Below are 16,338 nucleotides of genomic sequence, written 5' to 3' on the forward strand. Positions count from 1 at the left end.
CGGGTGCCGTAAACGGGCCGGGGCTCGCCATGTAGCCCCGGCCCGTTGCTGTGCCTGCTCGGATCTACTCCAGCCCCAGCGAGCGCTTGAGGAAGTCCACCTGGAGCAGCAGCAGGTTCTCCGCGACCTGTTCCTGTGGGGTGATGTGGGTGACCCCGGAGAGCGGCAGCACCTCATGTGGCCGGCCGGCCGCCAGGAGGGCGGAGGACAGGCGCAGGGCGTGGGCGAAGACCACGTTGTCGTCGGCGGTGCCGTGCACGATCATCAGCGGGCGGTGCGGTTCGGCGGGGGCGGACAGTCCTTCGTCCGTCACCAGGGAGCTCTTCGCGTACGTCTCCGGGGTCGCCGTCGGGTCGCCCAGGTACCGCTCCGTGTAGTGCGTGTCGTACAGCCGCCAGTCGGTGACCGGGGCGCCCGCGATGCCCGCGTGGAAGACGTCCGGGCGGCGCAGCACCGCGAGGGCAGCCAGCCAGCCGCCGTACGACCAGCCGCGGATCGCCACCCGGGACAGGTCCAGGGGATGCGAGGTCGCGAGGTCCCGCAGCGCGTCCACCTGGTCGTCCAGGGAGAGCGTGAAGTCGCCGTCGATCTCCTTCTCCCAGGCGGGGGAGCGGCCCGGGGTGCCGCGCCCGTCGGCGACGACCACCGCGAAACCCTGGTCGGCGAACCACTGTGAGGTGAGGTGCGCGTTGTGCGCGGCGAGTACCCGGGGGCCGTGCGGACCGCCGTAGGGGTCCATGAGCACCGGGAGGGGTGTGTCCCCGTCGTAGTCCCTCGGCATAAGCAGGGCGCACGGTACGCGGCGTGCGCCCCCCTGTGTGAACCGCACGCGCGGGGACATACCAGGATCTTCCGCGTAGGACGCCACGGTGGCCACGCGCTTGCCGTCCCGCAGCACCTGCACCTGGGCGCCGGCCCGCTCCGGAACGGCCGAGACGAGTACGGTCACATGCCCGGCGCGCACCGCCGAGTGCACGCCGGGCTCCTGCGACAGGCGCTCCACGCCCAGCTCGTTCACGCGGTAGACGTGGATCTCGCCGGTCTCCGGGTCGGTGGCCGCCTCGCCCGCCGACGCCGAGACCAGCACGTCGTCGTCGGCGACGTCGAGGACCGCGCGCACATGCAACTGCGGTCCCGTCAGCGGACGTTCGCCGACCGCCAGCACCCGCGCGCCGCCCTCGTCCGCGACACGCACGAGCTGCCCCGACGGACTCCACGAGGGCACCCCAGGGAAAAGATCAAGCCAATGTGGATCTTCATCGGCGTGCACCATCCGGGTCGCCCCGGAGTCCGGGTCCACGGCCAGGAACAGTTGGCTGAGCTGGTCCCGCGCCTGCACCAGGATCAGCGGGGCACCCGCCGCTGACCAGTGCACATGTGCCAGGTACGGGTAGCGCGCCCGGTCCCACACGACCTCCGTGCGGGACCCGGAGAGGTCGATCACGAAGAGCCGTACGTCCGCGTTGGCGGTGCCGGCCGCCGGATACGCCACCCGCTGCGGGTCCCTCTCCGGCTGCGCGGGGTCCGAGATCCACCAGCGGCGCACCGGCGTGTCGTCCACGCGTGACACGAGTAGGCGATCCGAGTCGGGCGACCACCAGAAGCCGCGTGAACGGCCCATCTCCTCGGCCGCGATGAACTCCGCCAGACCGTGGGTGACGTTCGCCAGGCCCTCCTCGGTGAGCGCCCGATCGTCGCCGCCCTCGGCCTCGACGACCCGCAGCGCGCCCCGGGCGACGTAGGCGACGTACCGGCCGTCGGGGGAGGGGCGGGGGTCGATCACCGGTCCGGGAACGTCCAGTTCACGTGCCGTCCCGGCCCGCAGCTCGGCCACGAAAAGCCGCCCTGACAAGGCGAAAGAGGCCAACTCCACGGCCGCGTCGGTCGCGTAGCCGACGATCCCGGCGCCGCCCTCGCGGCTGCGCTCCCGGCGCGCACGCTCCTCGGCCGACAACTCCTCGGAGGAGCCGTGGAGCAGGGCGGCCGGGTCGGCCGCGATCCTCCCCCGGCCTTCGGCCGGGGAGACCCCCGTCTCGCTCCGCTCGTCGCCGTCCGGGACGTCCAGTACCCATAGTTTGCTGGCACGCTCGGTGCCGGACGCGGACCGCAGGAACACGACGCGCGAACCGTCCGGAGCGACGGAGAACGCCCGCGGGGCGCCGAGGGTGAAACGTTGCGTCCGGGCGTGTCGGCGGGGGAAGGACTCGGGCTGGGTCGTCATGGTCCGACCATATTGGCCATGCGCCCCCTTGTGCGGCTGTGCGCCGATCGATGCGCGCGTATGGATAGTTATGATCACTACCGCTGGGTGGGTATGAACCTGCTGGCCGCTGTATGGATTTACAACTGCGTCATCCACGTCATCGGTTGACGACGGCTCCGCCGTCATCGTCCTGACAACTGCTTCGCTCCCCAGGTCCCAGGGAACTTTTGGAGGTGAGCCGCCGTGGCACTCTCGATTTCGGCGGTGGTGCTGCTGGCGATCATCGTCTTCATCCTGATCAAGAAGTCAGGGCTGAAGGCACCACACGCGATCATCTGCATCCTGCTCGGCTTCTACCTCGCCTCCTCGACCATCGCGCCGACGATCAGCGAGCTGACGACCAACATCGCGGGCATGATCGGCAGCATCAAGTTCTGACACCTCCGGCCGCCGGGGGCTCTTCCAGGTCCTGTCCCACCAGGTCCTCGACCCCCGCGGCCCGACCGTTCCTGTGAATGCCCACGCCCGGCACAGGCGCGGGCCGGGGGCCTCGTAGGGTGGGCCCCATGACGGATCTGCTCACCCGCCGACTGCTTCTGGTGCACGCGCACCCGGACGACGAGTCGATCAACAACGGCGCGACCATGGCCAAGTACGCGGCCGAGGGAGCGCGGGTGACGCTGGTGACCTGCACCCTCGGCGAGGAGGGCGAGGTCATTCCGCCCCGTCTCGCCCACCTCACGCCCGACCGTGACGACGCGCTCGGCCCGCACCGGGTGGACGAGCTGGCCGAGGCCATGAAGGAGCTCGGCGTCACCGACCACCGCTTCCTCGGCGGCCCCGGACGCTACCGCGACTCCGGGATGATGGGCGTCGAGCAGAACGAGCGGCCCGGCGCCTTCTGGTCCGCCGACCTCGACGAGGCCGCCGCCCACCTGGTCAAGGTCATCCGCGAGGTACGCCCCCAGGTCCTCGTCACCTACGACCCCAACGGCGGCTACGGCCACCCCGACCACATCCAGGCCCACCGCGTCGCCATGCGCGCCGCCGACCTGACCCCCGACCCGGACTTCCGCCCCGATCTGGGCGAGCCCTGGGAGATCGACAAGGTCTACTGGAACCGGGTGCCGCGCGGTGTGCTCCTGGAGGGCTTCGGCCGGCTCCGCCGCGATCTCGCCGAGCCCGGCCGGCTCCCCTTCCGGCGGACCGCGTCCGTCACGGATGTGCCCGGAGTGGTCGACGACCACATCGTCACCACCGAGATCGACGGCACGGACTTCGCGGCAGCGAAGATCGCCGCGATGCGCGCGCACGCCACCCAGATCGAGGTCGCCGAGCCGTACTTCGCCCTCTCCAACCAGTTGGCGCAGCCTCTCCTGACCACCGAGTACTACGAGTTGGTGCGCGGCAGACGCGAAGGGGGGAGCCGGGAGAGCGACTTGTTCGAAGGGATTCCCGGCATTTCTTTCGAGGAACCGCAGAACGGAACGGCCTTGTGATGCGTACGCATAGGTATGACAGACGAGTGGTGTGCTCGGGCGACTGCCGAGAGGCGGGCCGGCGATGAAACCGACGGACCGGCCCTCGGGCGGGCAAGGCAGCGCGCTCGCGCAGCCGTTGACGCTGCCCCCGCTGGGGCGGACAGCCGCCCACCTGGGACTCTTCGTGCTGGGAGCCGTGGTCGGCGTGGCCGGCGGACTGCTCCAAGCCGCCTGGTTCCCCGGCGGTTTGCTGCTCGCGCTGCTCGGCGCGGCGGGGCTCTTCCAGGGCGGCGCCCGGGCGACGGGCGGCAGAGCGGGGGCGGTTGCGCCGGCCGTGGGCTGGATGATCTCCGTGGTCCTGCTCACGTCCACCCGGCCGGAGGGGGACTTCCTGTTCGGCGCGGGAGTCGGCTCGTATCTCTTCCTGCTCGGTGGCATGGCTGTGGCTGTGATCTGCGCCACCCTTGGATGGGGGCGGCAACCGACCGGGCCCGACGCCCGACTTGGCAAGTGACGTACCACTTCGCCGCAGTACGCCGGTGCGGGTCCCGTGATGGTTTCCCACGCGGTCGTGGGATACGCGCCGGAAGTGGCCAGTATGGTGGTGCGCGCCGCCGAGCTGCCCGCTGAGTTGAGGTCGTGACGGGCGGCGGAGCAAACCGGGAGAACCTGCCTTGAGTCGTGAAACTGACACTTCGTCCTCCGGGGCCAATGGGCGCGGCAGTACCGCGTACCCGTCGGGGACACCGCCGTACGGCACGCCCATGGCCACCGAGGCCGGGGCCGCCGCTGCCCGGTCGGCCGCCGGCGAGCGACCGGACGGACCCAAGACCGAGACCACCCTGACGACGCGGGTCCGGATCAACATCCCCGGATCGCGCCCCATCCCGCCGGTCGTCGTCCGCACGCCGGTCGGCGACGGCGAGGGTGCCGCGGACGACACCGGGTCCGAGTCCGAGACCACCGGCACCACGGCCATGCCCGTGTTCACGGACCCCCCGGCGCCCGTACCGGAGCCGTCCGCGCCGGCCGACGACAAGCCCACCAGCGACTGGTTCGCGCCACGCAGGGGCTCGGCCCCGCCACCGCCCCCGCCCCCGAGGGGCTCGGGTGGCGGCGCCGGCAACGGAGCAGGTTTCTCCACCGGTTCGATCGGCGGCGCTCCGGGCTCCGGCGCGCCGGGCGGCCCCGGCACGGGAGCCCGCCCCGGCGGCACGGGCCCGCTGGCCGGTGGTCCCGGTAGCGCGCAGCCCGGTGGCCCGCGCCACGGCACGAGCGGTGGCCCCCGGCCCGGCGGTACGAACGGTGCCGGGCTCCCCGGTGCCACCGGCGCCGGACCGGTCGCTCCCGGCCACGGCGGCGGCACCGGCTCCTTCGACGTGTCGGCCGCGCTGGCCGGCACCAAGCCGGAGCGTGACGACCTGCCGTACTTCTCGGACAACGGCGCCGGCCGCGGCCCCGGCGGCCAGAACGGCCGCTCCGGCCCGGCGGGCCTCACCAGCGGCCCCGTCACCGGCGACAGCCCGCTCGGCCCGCCGCCTCCCGGCCAGGGCGGTCAGGGCGGCCCCGGGAGCCCCTTCGGCGACCCCGCAGCCGACTTCTCCGCGCCCAACGCCTACGCACGCCCCGGCGGCGGCCTCAGCGACGACACCGCGGTCCTCACCCCGCAGCGGCCCGCGCCCGAGCCGGGCACCCCGGGCTACGGCGGCCCCGGCCCCGTCGTGGACAACCCCTCCGGGCACACCCTGACCAGCGGCATCCCGGTCGTGCCCCCGGGCACCCAGGGCACGCCGTTCGGCGCGGGCGGCCCCGACGGCGCGGTGCAGCACACCCCGCCGAAGCTGCCCGACCCCGGCCCGCAGCAGAAGTCCGGCTCCGGGAAGAACGCGAAGGCGTCGAAGCCGGCCAAGAAGAAGGGCCGCAGCAAGCTCGGGCTGCTCGTCGGCGGTGTGGTCGTCCTCGGCGGCGGTGTCTACGGCGCCGGTCTGCTGATGAACCACTCCGACGTCCCCAAGGGCACCACCGTCCTCGGCGTCGACATCGGCGGCGGCACCCGTGACGAGGCCGTCAACAAGCTCGACAAGGCCTTCGGTGACCGCACGAACAAGGCGCTGAAGCTCACCGTCGACGGTGACACCGTCTCCCTCAGGCCCGACCAGGCCGGACTCCAGTTCGACAAGCAGGCCACGGTCGGCGCCGCCGCCGTCAGCGACTACAACCCCGTCTCGGTGATCGGCGCGCTCTTCGGCCAGAAGCGCGTCGTCGAGCCCGTCATGCCCGTCGACGAGGAGAAGCTGGAGGCCGCTCTGCGGCGCGCCGCGGGCAGCTCCGGCTCGGCGAGCGACGGAACGGTCAAGTACGAGGCGGGCCGGGCCGTCGCCGTCTACGGCAAGGCGGGCAAGGGCATCGCCGTCGACGAGTCCACCGACGCCGTCGAGGAGGCCTACCGCACCCAGGTGGAGACCGGCACCGTCACCGCCGTGGACCTCCCCACCACGACCAAGGAGCCGTCGGTCGACAAGGCCGAGGTGGACCGGTTCATGAAGGAGTTCGCGCAGCCGGCGATGTCGGACATCGTCACCGTGCAGACGGACGCCGCGCACAGCATCCCGATGAGCCCGGAGAACTCCCTCTGGAAGTTCCTCACGGTCAAGACCATCGACGGCAAGCTCGTCGACTCCTACGACGAGAAGGCCCTCAAGGAGCTCTACGGCAGCACCTTCGACGACGTCCTCATCGCCCGCGGCAACGGCGAGAAGACCCCGGTCACGGTTCAGGACGTCTACAGCGCCCTCCGCCAGGCCCTGAAGAGCAAGACGGACCGCGTGGCAGTGATCGACACGAACCCGAGCTAGTCCGCAGCCGTACGAGGGGGGCACCCGGCACACACCGGGTGCCCCCCTCGTACGCAGAGTGCACCGGCCCGACGCTCGCGGCAGCGGGTCCGGGGCAGCCGACCCGAAGGGTCAGTTGAGCATCGCCCGAGCTGCCTGAGCCTGCCTCCGCATCCTCTCCGCGGCACCCTCATCAACCGCGCCCATCACATCCGCGTAAGCCTCCAGTTCGCCGGCGCCCCGCAGGAACTCCCCCCGCTGCACAAGCAACCGCGCCCACTCGTACCGCAACCGCGCCGGATGCGAAGGCAACGCCAACGACAACTCCACCGCCCACAGCGCGACATCCGACCGCTCGGGCCGGGCGGCGGCCCACGCCCGCACGTTGTTGAGAATCCGCAGCACCACATCCAACGGATCGGCCGGAGTGAGCATCCCGGGATCCAGCGGAGCCCCCGTCGCCCCCGCCACCAACAACTCCGCATCGCCTCCGCTCAGTACCCGCCCCCCGTCGAACGGATCGACGAGCACCTGCTGCTCACGCGGCCCGAACCCCACCACGAAGTGCCCCGGCAGCGCGACCCCGTACACGGGGGCACCCGCCCGCCGGGCCACCTCCATCCACACCACCGACAACAGGATCGGCAGCCCCCGCCGCCGTACGAGCACCTGGTGCAGCAGCGACGACTCCAGCCGCTGATAGTCGCCGGCGGAGCCACGGAACCCGCACCGATCCCCGAGCAGCTCGGCCGTCGCGTCCGCCCACGCACGGGGCCCACCGGGCCGGTACGGCATCAGCCCGGCCAGCCGGTCGAGCTCGATCTCGGCGGCGTCGATACCCGCCTCGTCCAGCTCCCCGTCGCCCGCCGCCCCCACCAGCAGGCACAACAGGGCCAGGTCGGGCCGCTCGGCCCGCGCCTCCTCGGCGAAAAGCCGCCGCACCTCAGCGGCCCGCTCCGGCTCGGGGGGTTGTGGGGCTGCCATAACAGGGTGGTGCCCGCTCATGACGATCGATACGGCTCGGAACCGGAGCCGCCACCGGAGCCGGTGCCGGGACCGGCGCCCTTGGGCCCCCGATAGTGGTGATACGAGTGATGCACCGCGAACCCCATCCCCCCGTACAACGCCCGCGCCCCCACGTTGTCCGTCTCCACCTGCAACCAGCCCGCCGAGGCCCCTTCGTCCAACGCCCGCTGCGCCAGCGCGGCCACCACCGTCGTCGCGAGCCCACGCCGCCGTCGGCCGGGATCGACCTCCACGGCCGCGAAACCGGCCCAGCGCCCGTCCACCACACACCGCCCGATGGCGGCCGGCCCCTCGCCCTCGGCGCCCGGCACCGTCGCGAACCACACCGAGGGCCCGCTGCCGAGCACCTTCAGCGCGACCTCGCTGACGCCCTTGCGCTGGTAGCGGCTGAGCCACGCCTCGTCCGCCGCGCGGGACAGCTCGACCCCGGCCGCCTCCCGGTCCGCGACCGGCGCGAGCGCCCCGATCCACAGCTCGGCGGTGACCTCCCGGACCCACCCGCGCTCCGCCACCTCGGCGCACAACAGCTCCTGGGTGCCCTCGGCGCCCGTGGCCAGTTGTATGTACGCGGGCAGCTGCCGGGCCGCGTACCAGGCGCGTACGGCCCTCAGGGCCTCGTCGAGGGGCATGCCGGGGTCGCCCAGGGGCAGCACCGAGTTGGCCCGCCGGGTGAAGCCGGAAGCGGCCCGCAGCTCCCACTCACCGAGCCGCTCCCGCTCGACCGGCTGCCAGGCCCGCGCGGAGACGTGCGCCAGTTCCTCGTACGAGGCGGCGGGGCCGCGCCGACGGGCGGGCGCGGCGGGCACGACCTTCCCCGCGACCAGCGACGACTCCTCGATCCGCACCCGCTCTCCGTCGCGACGGGTGATCAGCAGGACACCGTCGTCCCATGATGTGAGAACACCAACCGTGTCGGTGAATTTCCCACCCCCGGCGGCATCGTCGGTGACACGTCGCACGGACACGCGTTTGCCCACGTCAGCAGCGGAGACACGGATCTCGAACCGTCCGCCGGCAGAGATTTCCACAGGTCAGTTCACCCCTCCTGTTCGGATCATGCCCAGGAACGGAGATACTAGGTGCGGGCATCGACGACGCCGCGCTCCCGCGCGCCAGGCGGCGGAGCCTGAGGAGGCCCGCCAGCGCCCTATCGAGGAGGAACGACAGCGTGACCTACGTCATCGCGCAGCCTTGTGTCGACGTCAAGGACAAGGCGTGCATCGAGGAGTGCCCGGTCGACTGCATCTACGAGGGCCAGCGGTCCCTCTACATCCACCCGGATGAATGCGTCGACTGCGGTGCCTGTGAGCCGGTGTGCCCGGTCGAGGCGATCTTCTACGAGGACGACACCCCGGAGGAGTGGAAGGACTACTACAAGGCGAACGTCGAGTTCTTCGACGAGCTCGGCTCGCCCGGTGGTGCCAGCAAGCTCGGCCTGATCGAGCGCGACCACCCCTTCGTCGCCGCACTGCCGCCGCAGGCCTGAGAGCGACGCCGCGGGCCCGGGGCACGGCCCCTGCGGCCCGCATCCGCGCCGCCTCGGTCCCGTACGGCCCGATCACCATGATCGCCGTACGGGACCGAGGCGTTCGCCGTACGAGCGGTACGTACGCGTCCGACCCGCCGCTCGGGAACGTACGTACGAGAAAGTGAGCCAGATCCCGTGTCCGCAGTCAGCGACCGCCTTCCCACCTTCCCCTGGGACAAGCTGGAGCCGTACAAGGCGACGGCAGCCGCTCATCCCGGTGGCATCGTCGACCTCTCCGTCGGCACCCCGGTCGACCCGGTGCCCGAGCTGATCCAGAAAGCGCTGGTGGCCGCGGCGGACTCGCCGGGCTATCCGACCGTCTGGGGCACCGTCGAACTGCGCGACGCGATCACGGGCTGGCTGGAGCGCCGCCTCGGCGCCCGCGACGTCACCCACCACCACGTCCTGCCGATCGTCGGCTCCAAGGAACTGGTCGCCTGGCTCCCCACCCAGCTGGGCCTCGGCCCCGGCGACCGGGTCGCCTACCCGCGCCTCGCCTACCCGACGTACGAGGTGGGCGCCCGCCTCGCCCGCGCCGACCACGAGGACTTCGCCGACCCGACGGCCCTGGACCCGGCCGGCCTCAAGCTCCTCTGGCTGAACTCGCCCTCCAACCCCACCGGCAAGGTCATCCCCAAGGCCGAGCTGACCCGGATCGTCGCCTGGGCCCGCGAGCACGGCGTCCTGCTCTTCTCGGACGAGTGCTACTTGGAGCTGGGCTGGGACGCCGACCCGGTCTCCGTCCTCCACCCGGACGTCAACGGCGGCTCGTACGAGGGCATCGTCGCCGTCCACTCCCTCTCGAAGCGGTCCAACCTGGCGGGCTACCGCGCGGCCTTCCTCGCCGGCGACCCGGCCGTCCTCGGCCCCCTCCTCCAGATCCGCAAGCACGGCGGCATGATGACCTCCGCCCCCACTCAGGCCGCCGTCGTCGCCGCGCTCGGGGACGACGACCACGTCCACGAACAACGCGCCCGCTACGCCGCCCGCCGCACAGCCCTCCGCGAGGCTCTCGTCTCGCACGGCTTCCGCATAGAACACAGCGAAGCCAGCCTCTACCTCTGGGCCACCCGAGGCGAATCCTGCTGGACCACCGTCGCCCACCTCGCCGACCTCGGCATCCTCGTAGCCCCCGGCGACTTCTACGGCCCCGCCGGCGACCATCACATCCGCGTGGCCTTCACGGCGACGGACGAGAGGGTGGCAGCAGCGGTGGAACGCCTGGCCCAGGGCTAGCCGCAGCCGACAGCGCCGGGCACGGCACGAAGCGAAGGGCCGGCTGCACAAAACCCGAAGGGGCCCGGGAAAACCCCGGACCCCTTCGCGGTTCGGCCAGGTGTCAGCCGAGCGGGCTCTGAACCGGCAGCTGCCCCGTCGGCACCCCACCCTTGGTGGCCGTCTTGGTCGTGTCACCCAGAACGGCGCCGGCGGAGCCGGCGGCCTCCCCGGCGGCCTTCTGCGCGACGGGCGTCGTCTTCTTGACGGCCTTCCCGCCGGTCTTGCTCACGGTCGGCAGGGTCTGCTTGGCGGCCTTGCCACCGGCGTCGCCCGCGAGCCCGGTGACGTTCTGCGTCGCGCCGTCCACGGTGTTGCCGGCGTTCGCCCCGTCGACGGCGGACAGACCGCCGAGGTTGGGGGTGGCCGGGAGTTCGGGCGCCGCACTCGCGGAGCCGGCCGCACCGACCACGGAGGCCGCTCCCGCTGCGGTCAGCAGCGCGGCACGGGCGATCCGGCGGGTCAGGGGGAGGGACATGGTGCTCCTTTGACGGAAGAGAACGTTGAAGTGTCCGACCGTGCCCGGGAGTTGACCGTCGAGTGGATGTCGAATCGATCGTTCCGGGCTCGGACGCAGTGACTACCGCTCGAAGTCCGCGAAGGTTGCGGCGGCCAGACGTAAAGAGTTGGCAATGCGTCGCATTATCAAATGCCGACGAAAGCGGGCATATGTGACCCGGTCGGAAAGTCTGCTGAATCCTTACGGCCCTTTGTTCTCAAGGAATTCCGCGAGGCGAGGGTGACGGGGCGAAAACCTGCGCACCCCGTCCACGCGCCGCGCCGCAGGTACCCCGCGCGGGTGAGCCGCGAGGCCTACTGTCCAGTGACGATTCGGACCTCGGTGGGGGAGCCCGCCGCGTCGCCCGCAGTGCCCTCGACCGCACGCCACGCGCCGGCCCGGCTCTCGGCGACCCACTCCCGGCCCGCGAACGAGACGCGCTCGACGCCCAGACGGGAGGAGTTGGCCACGGCCCAGTGCGCCATCTTCCAGCCGCGCTGCCGGACCTCGTTCTCGTCCCCGGCGTCCCTGAGGGGAATGGTGACGGTCCCGGCGACGGGGGAGACGGTCGGGCTGGGGGGCGGGCTCGCCTGGGCGGAGGCGCCGTCCTCGGAGCTCACCACGGCCCCGGCCGCCTCGAACGCGCCGTCCCCGAAGTCCCGCGCGAGCGCATTGCGCACGGCGTCCGGGCCGCCCGCGTAGGCCGTGCGGGCGCCGGTCGTCTCCCGGCGGCCCTCACAGGTCAGCGTGGCCGCCGACCGCCCGGTCAGCGCGGCGGCGAGCAGCGTGGCATCCGGCTCATGCTTGGCGTACGCCTCCGGGTACCCGCTGCGCTGCACGCGCTGGGCGGCGACGGTCAGCGGCAGCGCCTCGTAGCCGTCGACCTTGACGAGGTGCTCGTAGAACTCGCCCGCCGCGTACACCGGGTCCTGGATCTGCTGCTCGGTGCCCCAGCCCTGCGACGGCCGCTGCTGGAAGAGCCCGAGAGAGTCCCGGTCGCCGTGCGCGATGTTGCGCAGACCGGACTCCTGGAGCGCCGTCGCCAGCGCGATCGTCACGGCCCGCTCGGGCAGCTCGCGCGAGGTGCCGACCGCCGAGATCGTCGCCGCGTTCGCCGCCTGCTCGGGCGTGAACTCGTACGACGTCCCGTCGTCCGCTCCCGACACCACCACGCACCGCGGTGTGCCGTTTCCCCCGGTCAGATACTGCACGGTGAGATACGCCGCGATCGCGACCAGCACGACGAACGCCGCCATGACACGCAGCACACGATGGCCGCGGCGGCGGGGGCGGGGACCTGAGGGGAAGGGGTACGGCTCTGACACGCGGTCCAAGGTACTGGAGAGTAACGGCCGACGTGCAGGAGTTGTGAACAGTGGTGGGAGGTGACCGAATCCGCTCGCCGGGCGGCCCGGTCCGGGCGGCGCGTTAGGGTCGGGGCATGGCCGAGACCCCCATTGACCTCACGCTGGACGCCGCGCGGCTGACCGCGCAGCTCGTCGACTTCCCCTCCGAGAGCGGCACCGAGAAGCCCCTCGCGGACGCGATCGAGACCGCCCTGCGCGCCCTGCCGCACCTCACGGTCGACCGGTACGGCAACAACATCGTCGCCCGTACGAACCTGGGCCACGCGGAGCGCGTGATCCTGGCCGGCCACATCGACACGGTCCCCATCGCGGACAACGTTCCCTCCCGCCTCGACGAGGACGGCGTCCTGTGGGGCTGCGGCACCTGCGACATGAAGTCCGGCGTCGCGGTCCAGCTGCGGATCGCGGTCACGGTCCCGGCCCCCAACCGCGACCTGACCTTCGTCTTCTACGACAACGAAGAGGTCGCCGCGGACCTGAACGGCCTGAAGCACGTCTCCGAGGCCCACCCCGAGTGGCTGGCGGGCGACTTCGCGGTCCTCCTGGAGCCCACGAACGGCGAGGTCGAGGGCGGCTGCCAGGGCACCCTGCGGGTCCTGCTCACGACGAAGGGCGAGCGCGCCCACTCGGCCCGCAGCTGGATGGGCTCCAACGCCATCCACGCGGCGGCCCCGATCCTGGCGAAGCTGGCGTCGTACAAGCCGCGTTACCCGGTGATCGACGGCCTGGAGTACCGGGAAGGCCTGAACGCCGTCGGCATCTCGGGCGGCGTGGCCGGCAACGTCATCCCCGACGCGTGCGTGGTGTCGGTGAACTTCCGCTACGCGCCCGACCGTACGGAGGAGGAGGCCATCGCCCACGTCCGCGAGGTCTTCGCCGACTGCGGGGTCGAGGAGTTCCTCGTCGACGACCACAGCCCCGGCGCACTGCCCGGCCTGTCCCACCCGGCGGCCGCGGCCTTCATCGAGGCGGTCGGCGGCACCGCCCAGCCCAAGTACGGCTGGACGGACGTCTCCCGCTTCAGCGCCCTCGGCGTCCCGGCCGTCAACTACGGCCCGGGCAACCCGCACCTGGCACACAGGCGCGACGAACGGGTGGACCCGGCGAAGATCCTGGTGGGCGAGGAGCGCCTGAGGTCCTGGCTGACGGCATGAAGTGTCCGGGGCCGCGGTTCATGGCGGACACGCTCGCGTCCCCCCTCCGTAACCCGCATGGATCTACGCTGAGGTGAACCACCAGCACGGCGGAGGGAGCGGACATGGCGACCGGCAACCCCGAGGGCAAGAAGCAGCCACCGGAGGAGCAGCGGCTGGGGCCGGTGCTGCGCAGACGCGGCCAGGTGCAGGCGAGCACGACGGACCAGCGGCTGCTCGACGCGGGCGGCCCCTCGGACTGGGTCCACACGGATCCCTGGCGCGTCCTGCGCATCCAGTCCGAGTTCATCGAGGGCTTCGGCACGCTCGCCGAACTCCCGCCCGCGATCAGCGTGTTCGGTTCCGCCCGTACGCCCGCCGACTCGCCGGAGTACGAGGCGGGCGTCCGGCTCGGCCGCGGTCTGGTGGAGGCCGGCTTCGCCGTGATCACCGGCGGTGGTCCGGGCGCGATGGAGGCGGCCAACAAGGGTGCCCTCGAAGCGGGCGGCATCTCCGTCGGCCTCGGGATCGAGCTCCCCTTCGAACAGGGTCTCAACCCCTACGTCGACATCGGCCTCAACTTCCGCTACTTCTTCGTCCGGAAGATGATGTTCGTCAAGTACGCCCAGGGCTTCGTGGTCCTCCCCGGTGGCCTGGGCACCCTCGACGAACTCTTCGAGGCCCTCACCCTCGTCCAGACCCAGAAGGTCACCCGCTTCCCCATCGTCCTCTTCGGCGAGTCCTATTGGGGCGGCCTGATCGACTGGCTCACCCACACCCTGATCGCCGAGGGCAAGGCAGCGGAAAAGGACCTGACCCTGTTCCACGTCACGGACGACGTGGACGAGGCAGTGGCCCTGGTCTCGAAGGAGGCGGGCCGCTAACTCCCGGGTTCCCCCCCCGCGCCCCTGCTTTTAGGGGCGCGGGGAACTGCGCGAGCAACCACAACGAACGGAAACAGGCGGGGGCGAAGGGGCGCAGCCCCTCGGGATGGGACGGGTAGGGGCGGCGGGGGCGAGAAAAGCGACTAGGCCAGCCCCCGCCGGGCAACGGCAGGCGCCCGATACCCCGCAATGGACCCCACCATCTCCAACACCTGTCGGGTCTCCGCGACCTCGTGCACCCGATACACCTGAGCCCCCAGCCAGGCCGACACCGCAGTGGTCGCCAGCGTCCCCAGCACCCGCTCCTTCACCGGCTTGTCCAGCGTCTCGCCCACGAAGTCCTTGTTGGACAGCGACACCAGCACCGGCCACCCGGTCGCGACCATCTCCCCCAGCCGCCGCGTCGCCTCAAGACTGTGCCGCGTGTTCTTCCCGAAGTCGTGCCCGGGGTCGATCATGACGGACTCCCGAGGCACCCCCAGCGCCACCGCCCGCTCCGCCAGCCCGACGGTCACCCGAAGAATGTCGGCCATGACATCGTCGTACTCGACGCGATGCGGCCGCGTACGAGGCTCGGACTCCCCGGCATGCGTACACACCAGCCCCACCCGGTACCGCGCCGCCACCTCCGCGAGCCGGGGATCGACCCCGCCCCACGCGTCGTTGAGCAGATCCGCCCCGGCCTCGCAGACGGCCTCGCCGACCTCGTGCCGCCAGGTGTCGACGCTGATGATCGCGTCGGGAAACCGCCGCCGCACCTCCGCGACGAACCCCACGGTCCGCCGCGCCTCCTCCGCCGCGGTCACTTCCTCCCCGGGCCCGGCCTTCACCCCGCCGATGTCGATGATGGCGGCGCCGTCGGCGATGGCCTGCTCCACGCGCGCGAGCGCCGGCTCGTCCCGGAAGGTGGCCCCCCGGTCGTAGAAGGAGTCCGGAGTCCGGTTCACGATCGCCATGATCACCGGCTCGTGCGGGCCGAATTCCCGCTTGCCCAGCCTGAGCATCCGCTGTGACCTCTCCCAGTACGTGCCGCTGACCGACCGCCTTGCTGAACCGCCTGCGACCTTAACTGTCAGACTCGCATGGCACGATCGGAGCAGAACACACTCGAGGGGACCCAGCGATGTTCATGTTCTTGTTCCTGGTCGTCGCGCTCGCCGTCGTGGTCGCCGCGGTGACGCTCGCCCTGGTGGGCGGCGGCGACAGCGCGGCACTGCCGGAGGCGGCGGGCGAGCGGCTCCAGGACCCGCTGCCGGCGGACCGCCCGGTCAATCGCGCGGACGTCGAGGCGCTCCGCTTCCCGGTCGCCGTGCGCGGCTACCGCATGGTGGACGTGGACGACGCCCTAGGCCGCCTCAGCGCCGAGATCGCCGAGCGGGACGCCCGTATCGCCGACCTGGAGTCCGCGCTCGCGGGCGCCCGCGCGGCGACCGTGACCTCGCTGCACAAGCCGGAGGAGGGCGACCACCAGTGAGCGACGGCACCGCCCTCGCCGGCCCCGACGGCGCACTCCGCTGCCCCTGGGCCCTGTCCACCGACGACTACGTCGCGTACCACGACGAGGAGTGGGGCCGCCCCATCCACGGCGACGACGCCCTGTACGAGCGGCTCTGCCTGGAGGCCTTCCAGTCCGGTCTCTCCTGGATCACCATCCTGCGCCGCCGCGAGGGCTTCCGCTCCGCCTTCGCCGACTTCAAGATCGCCTCGGTCGCCACCTTCACGGAAGCCGACCAGGAACGCCTCCTCGCCGACCCCGGCATCATCCGCAACCGAGCCAAGATCGAGGCGACGATCGCCAACGCCCGCGTGCTCTCCGAGTGGACCCCGGGCGAGCTGGACGAGCTGATCTGGTCCCACGCCCCCGACCCGGCCACCCGTCTCGTCCCCAGGACCCTCGCCGACGTTTCGGCGGTCACCGAAGAGTCGACAGCCCTCTCCAAGGCCCTGAAGAAGCGAGGCATCCGCTTCGTCGGCCCGACAACGGCGTACGCCTTGATGCAGGCGTGCGGTCTGGTCGACGACCACTTGGAGGCATGCGTGGCCAGGAGCGCCCCTTAAGAGCGCGGGGAACTGCGCGATCAACCAGATCCGGCCCGCAGTTCCCCACG

General features: G+C 71.8%; 16 protein-coding genes. 10 read left to right on the forward strand and 6 right to left on the reverse strand.

What is annotated here, in order from left to right:
* Window positions 1-64: 64 nt before the first annotated feature.
* Complete coding sequence (locus JIX55_RS33295; protein ID WP_257566930.1) at window positions 65-2,221, reverse strand: S9 family peptidase; 2,157 nt, start codon at window positions 2,219-2,221, stop codon at window positions 65-67.
* A 225-nt stretch (window positions 2,222-2,446) separates the two neighbouring features.
* On the opposite strand from JIX55_RS33295, the gene JIX55_RS33300 reads away from it, so the two are divergent.
* The 4 genes from JIX55_RS33300 to JIX55_RS33315 all read left to right on the forward strand — a co-directional run bounded on the left by JIX55_RS33300 (window position 2,447) and on the right by JIX55_RS33315 (window position 6,539).
* Window positions 2,447-2,641 carry a hypothetical protein gene (locus JIX55_RS33300; RefSeq protein ID WP_005480627.1) on the forward strand — a complete coding sequence of 65 codons (195 nt, stop codon included), beginning with the start codon at window positions 2,447-2,449 and terminating at the stop codon, window positions 2,639-2,641.
* A 128-nt stretch (window positions 2,642-2,769) separates the two neighbouring features.
* A complete protein-coding gene (gene mshB / locus JIX55_RS33305; RefSeq protein WP_257566931.1) occupies window positions 2,770-3,702 on the forward strand; it encodes an N-acetyl-1-D-myo-inositol-2-amino-2-deoxy-alpha-D-glucopyranoside deacetylase in 933 nt (310 codons plus the stop codon).
* Between the two features lie 64 nt (window positions 3,703-3,766).
* Window positions 3,767-4,198 (forward strand): DUF6113 family protein, encoded by a 432-nt coding sequence (locus JIX55_RS33310; protein WP_257566932.1) that lies wholly within the window; start codon window positions 3,767-3,769, stop codon window positions 4,196-4,198.
* A gap of 160 nt (window positions 4,199-4,358) precedes the next feature.
* Window positions 4,359-6,539 (forward strand): hypothetical protein, encoded by a 2,181-nt coding sequence (locus tag JIX55_RS33315; RefSeq protein WP_257566933.1) that lies wholly within the window; start codon window positions 4,359-4,361, stop codon window positions 6,537-6,539.
* Between the two features lie 111 nt (window positions 6,540-6,650).
* Here JIX55_RS33315 and JIX55_RS33320 read toward each other — a convergent pair whose 3' ends face one another.
* On the reverse strand, window positions 6,651-7,502 hold the full coding sequence (locus JIX55_RS33320; RefSeq protein WP_257566934.1) for a transglutaminase-like domain-containing protein: 852 nt from the start codon (window positions 7,500-7,502) through the stop codon (window positions 6,651-6,653).
* Window positions 7,503-7,519: 17 nt separating this feature from the next.
* Window positions 7,520-8,572 (reverse strand): GNAT family N-acetyltransferase, encoded by a 1,053-nt coding sequence (locus tag JIX55_RS33325; protein ID WP_257566935.1) that lies wholly within the window; start codon window positions 8,570-8,572, stop codon window positions 7,520-7,522.
* Window positions 8,573-8,712: 140 nt separating this feature from the next.
* Between JIX55_RS33325 and fdxA the strand changes: the two genes are divergently transcribed.
* Both fdxA and JIX55_RS33335 read left to right on the forward strand, forming a co-directional pair.
* Window positions 8,713-9,030, forward strand: a complete 318-nt coding sequence (gene fdxA, locus JIX55_RS33330) for a ferredoxin (RefSeq protein ID WP_005480604.1) — start codon at window positions 8,713-8,715, stop codon at window positions 9,028-9,030.
* Between the two features lie 177 nt (window positions 9,031-9,207).
* Complete coding sequence (locus tag JIX55_RS33335; RefSeq protein WP_257566936.1) at window positions 9,208-10,308, forward strand: bifunctional succinyldiaminopimelate transaminase/glutamate-prephenate aminotransferase; 1,101 nt, start codon at window positions 9,208-9,210, stop codon at window positions 10,306-10,308.
* A gap of 103 nt (window positions 10,309-10,411) precedes the next feature.
* Here the strand turns inward: JIX55_RS33335 and JIX55_RS33340 are convergent, their stop codons facing one another.
* Both JIX55_RS33340 and JIX55_RS33345 read right to left on the reverse strand, forming a co-directional pair.
* A complete protein-coding gene (locus JIX55_RS33340; protein ID WP_257566937.1) occupies window positions 10,412-10,825 on the reverse strand; it encodes an ATP-binding protein in 414 nt (137 codons plus the stop codon).
* 335 nt (window positions 10,826-11,160) lie between these two features.
* Complete coding sequence (locus JIX55_RS33345; protein ID WP_443046585.1) at window positions 11,161-12,171, reverse strand: heavy metal transporter; 1,011 nt, start codon at window positions 12,169-12,171, stop codon at window positions 11,161-11,163.
* A 116-nt stretch (window positions 12,172-12,287) separates the two neighbouring features.
* Between JIX55_RS33345 and dapE the strand changes: the two genes are divergently transcribed.
* Complete coding sequence (gene dapE / locus JIX55_RS33350) at window positions 12,288-13,367, forward strand: succinyl-diaminopimelate desuccinylase (RefSeq protein WP_257566939.1); 1,080 nt, start codon at window positions 12,288-12,290, stop codon at window positions 13,365-13,367.
* A 104-nt stretch (window positions 13,368-13,471) separates the two neighbouring features.
* Window positions 13,472-14,230, forward strand: coding sequence for a TIGR00730 family Rossman fold protein (locus JIX55_RS33355; RefSeq protein WP_257566940.1), 759 nt, complete (start codon window positions 13,472-13,474; stop codon window positions 14,228-14,230).
* Between the two features lie 143 nt (window positions 14,231-14,373).
* On the opposite strand, the gene folP is transcribed toward JIX55_RS33355, so the two are convergent.
* Window positions 14,374-15,234, reverse strand: coding sequence for a dihydropteroate synthase (gene folP / locus JIX55_RS33360; protein WP_257566941.1), 861 nt, complete (start codon window positions 15,232-15,234; stop codon window positions 14,374-14,376).
* Window positions 15,235-15,353: 119 nt separating this feature from the next.
* Here folP and JIX55_RS33365 point away from each other — a divergent pair, with 119 nt between their 5' ends.
* The gene (locus JIX55_RS33365) at window positions 15,354-15,704 is read left to right on the forward strand and encodes a DivIVA domain-containing protein (RefSeq protein WP_257566942.1); all 351 of its coding nucleotides are present in this window, start codon (window positions 15,354-15,356) and stop codon (window positions 15,702-15,704) included.
* Complete coding sequence (locus tag JIX55_RS33370) at window positions 15,701-16,288, forward strand: DNA-3-methyladenine glycosylase I (protein WP_306820054.1); 588 nt, start codon at window positions 15,701-15,703, stop codon at window positions 16,286-16,288. The genes JIX55_RS33365 and JIX55_RS33370 overlap by 4 nt, the downstream gene beginning before the upstream one ends.
* Window positions 16,289-16,338 lie beyond the last annotated feature (50 nt).

Source organism: Streptomyces sp. DSM 40750 (genome assembly GCF_024612035.1).
In the GTDB taxonomy this organism is placed as follows: Bacteria; Actinomycetota; Actinomycetes; order Streptomycetales; family Streptomycetaceae; genus Streptomyces.

Coding starts and splice junctions, on each gene's coding strand:
- JIX55_RS33295 (WP_257566930.1), bottom strand. CDS start 2,221: ATGACGACCCAGCCCGAGTCCTTCCCCCGCCGACACGCCCGGACGCAA.
- mshB (WP_257566931.1), top strand. CDS start 2,770: ATGACGGATCTGCTCACCCGCCGACTGCTTCTGGTGCACGCGCACCCG.
- JIX55_RS33310 (WP_257566932.1), top strand. CDS start 3,767: ATGAAACCGACGGACCGGCCCTCGGGCGGGCAAGGCAGCGCGCTCGCG.
- JIX55_RS33320 (WP_257566934.1), bottom strand. CDS start 7,502: ATGGCAGCCCCACAACCCCCCGAGCCGGAGCGGGCCGCTGAGGTGCGG.
- JIX55_RS33340 (WP_257566937.1), bottom strand. CDS start 10,825: ATGTCCCTCCCCCTGACCCGCCGGATCGCCCGTGCCGCGCTGCTGACC.
- dapE (WP_257566939.1), top strand. CDS start 12,288: ATGGCCGAGACCCCCATTGACCTCACGCTGGACGCCGCGCGGCTGACC.
- JIX55_RS33355 (WP_257566940.1), top strand. CDS start 13,472: ATGGCGACCGGCAACCCCGAGGGCAAGAAGCAGCCACCGGAGGAGCAG.
- folP (WP_257566941.1), bottom strand. CDS start 15,234: ATGCTCAGGCTGGGCAAGCGGGAATTCGGCCCGCACGAGCCGGTGATC.
- JIX55_RS33365 (WP_257566942.1), top strand. CDS start 15,354: ATGTTCATGTTCTTGTTCCTGGTCGTCGCGCTCGCCGTCGTGGTCGCC.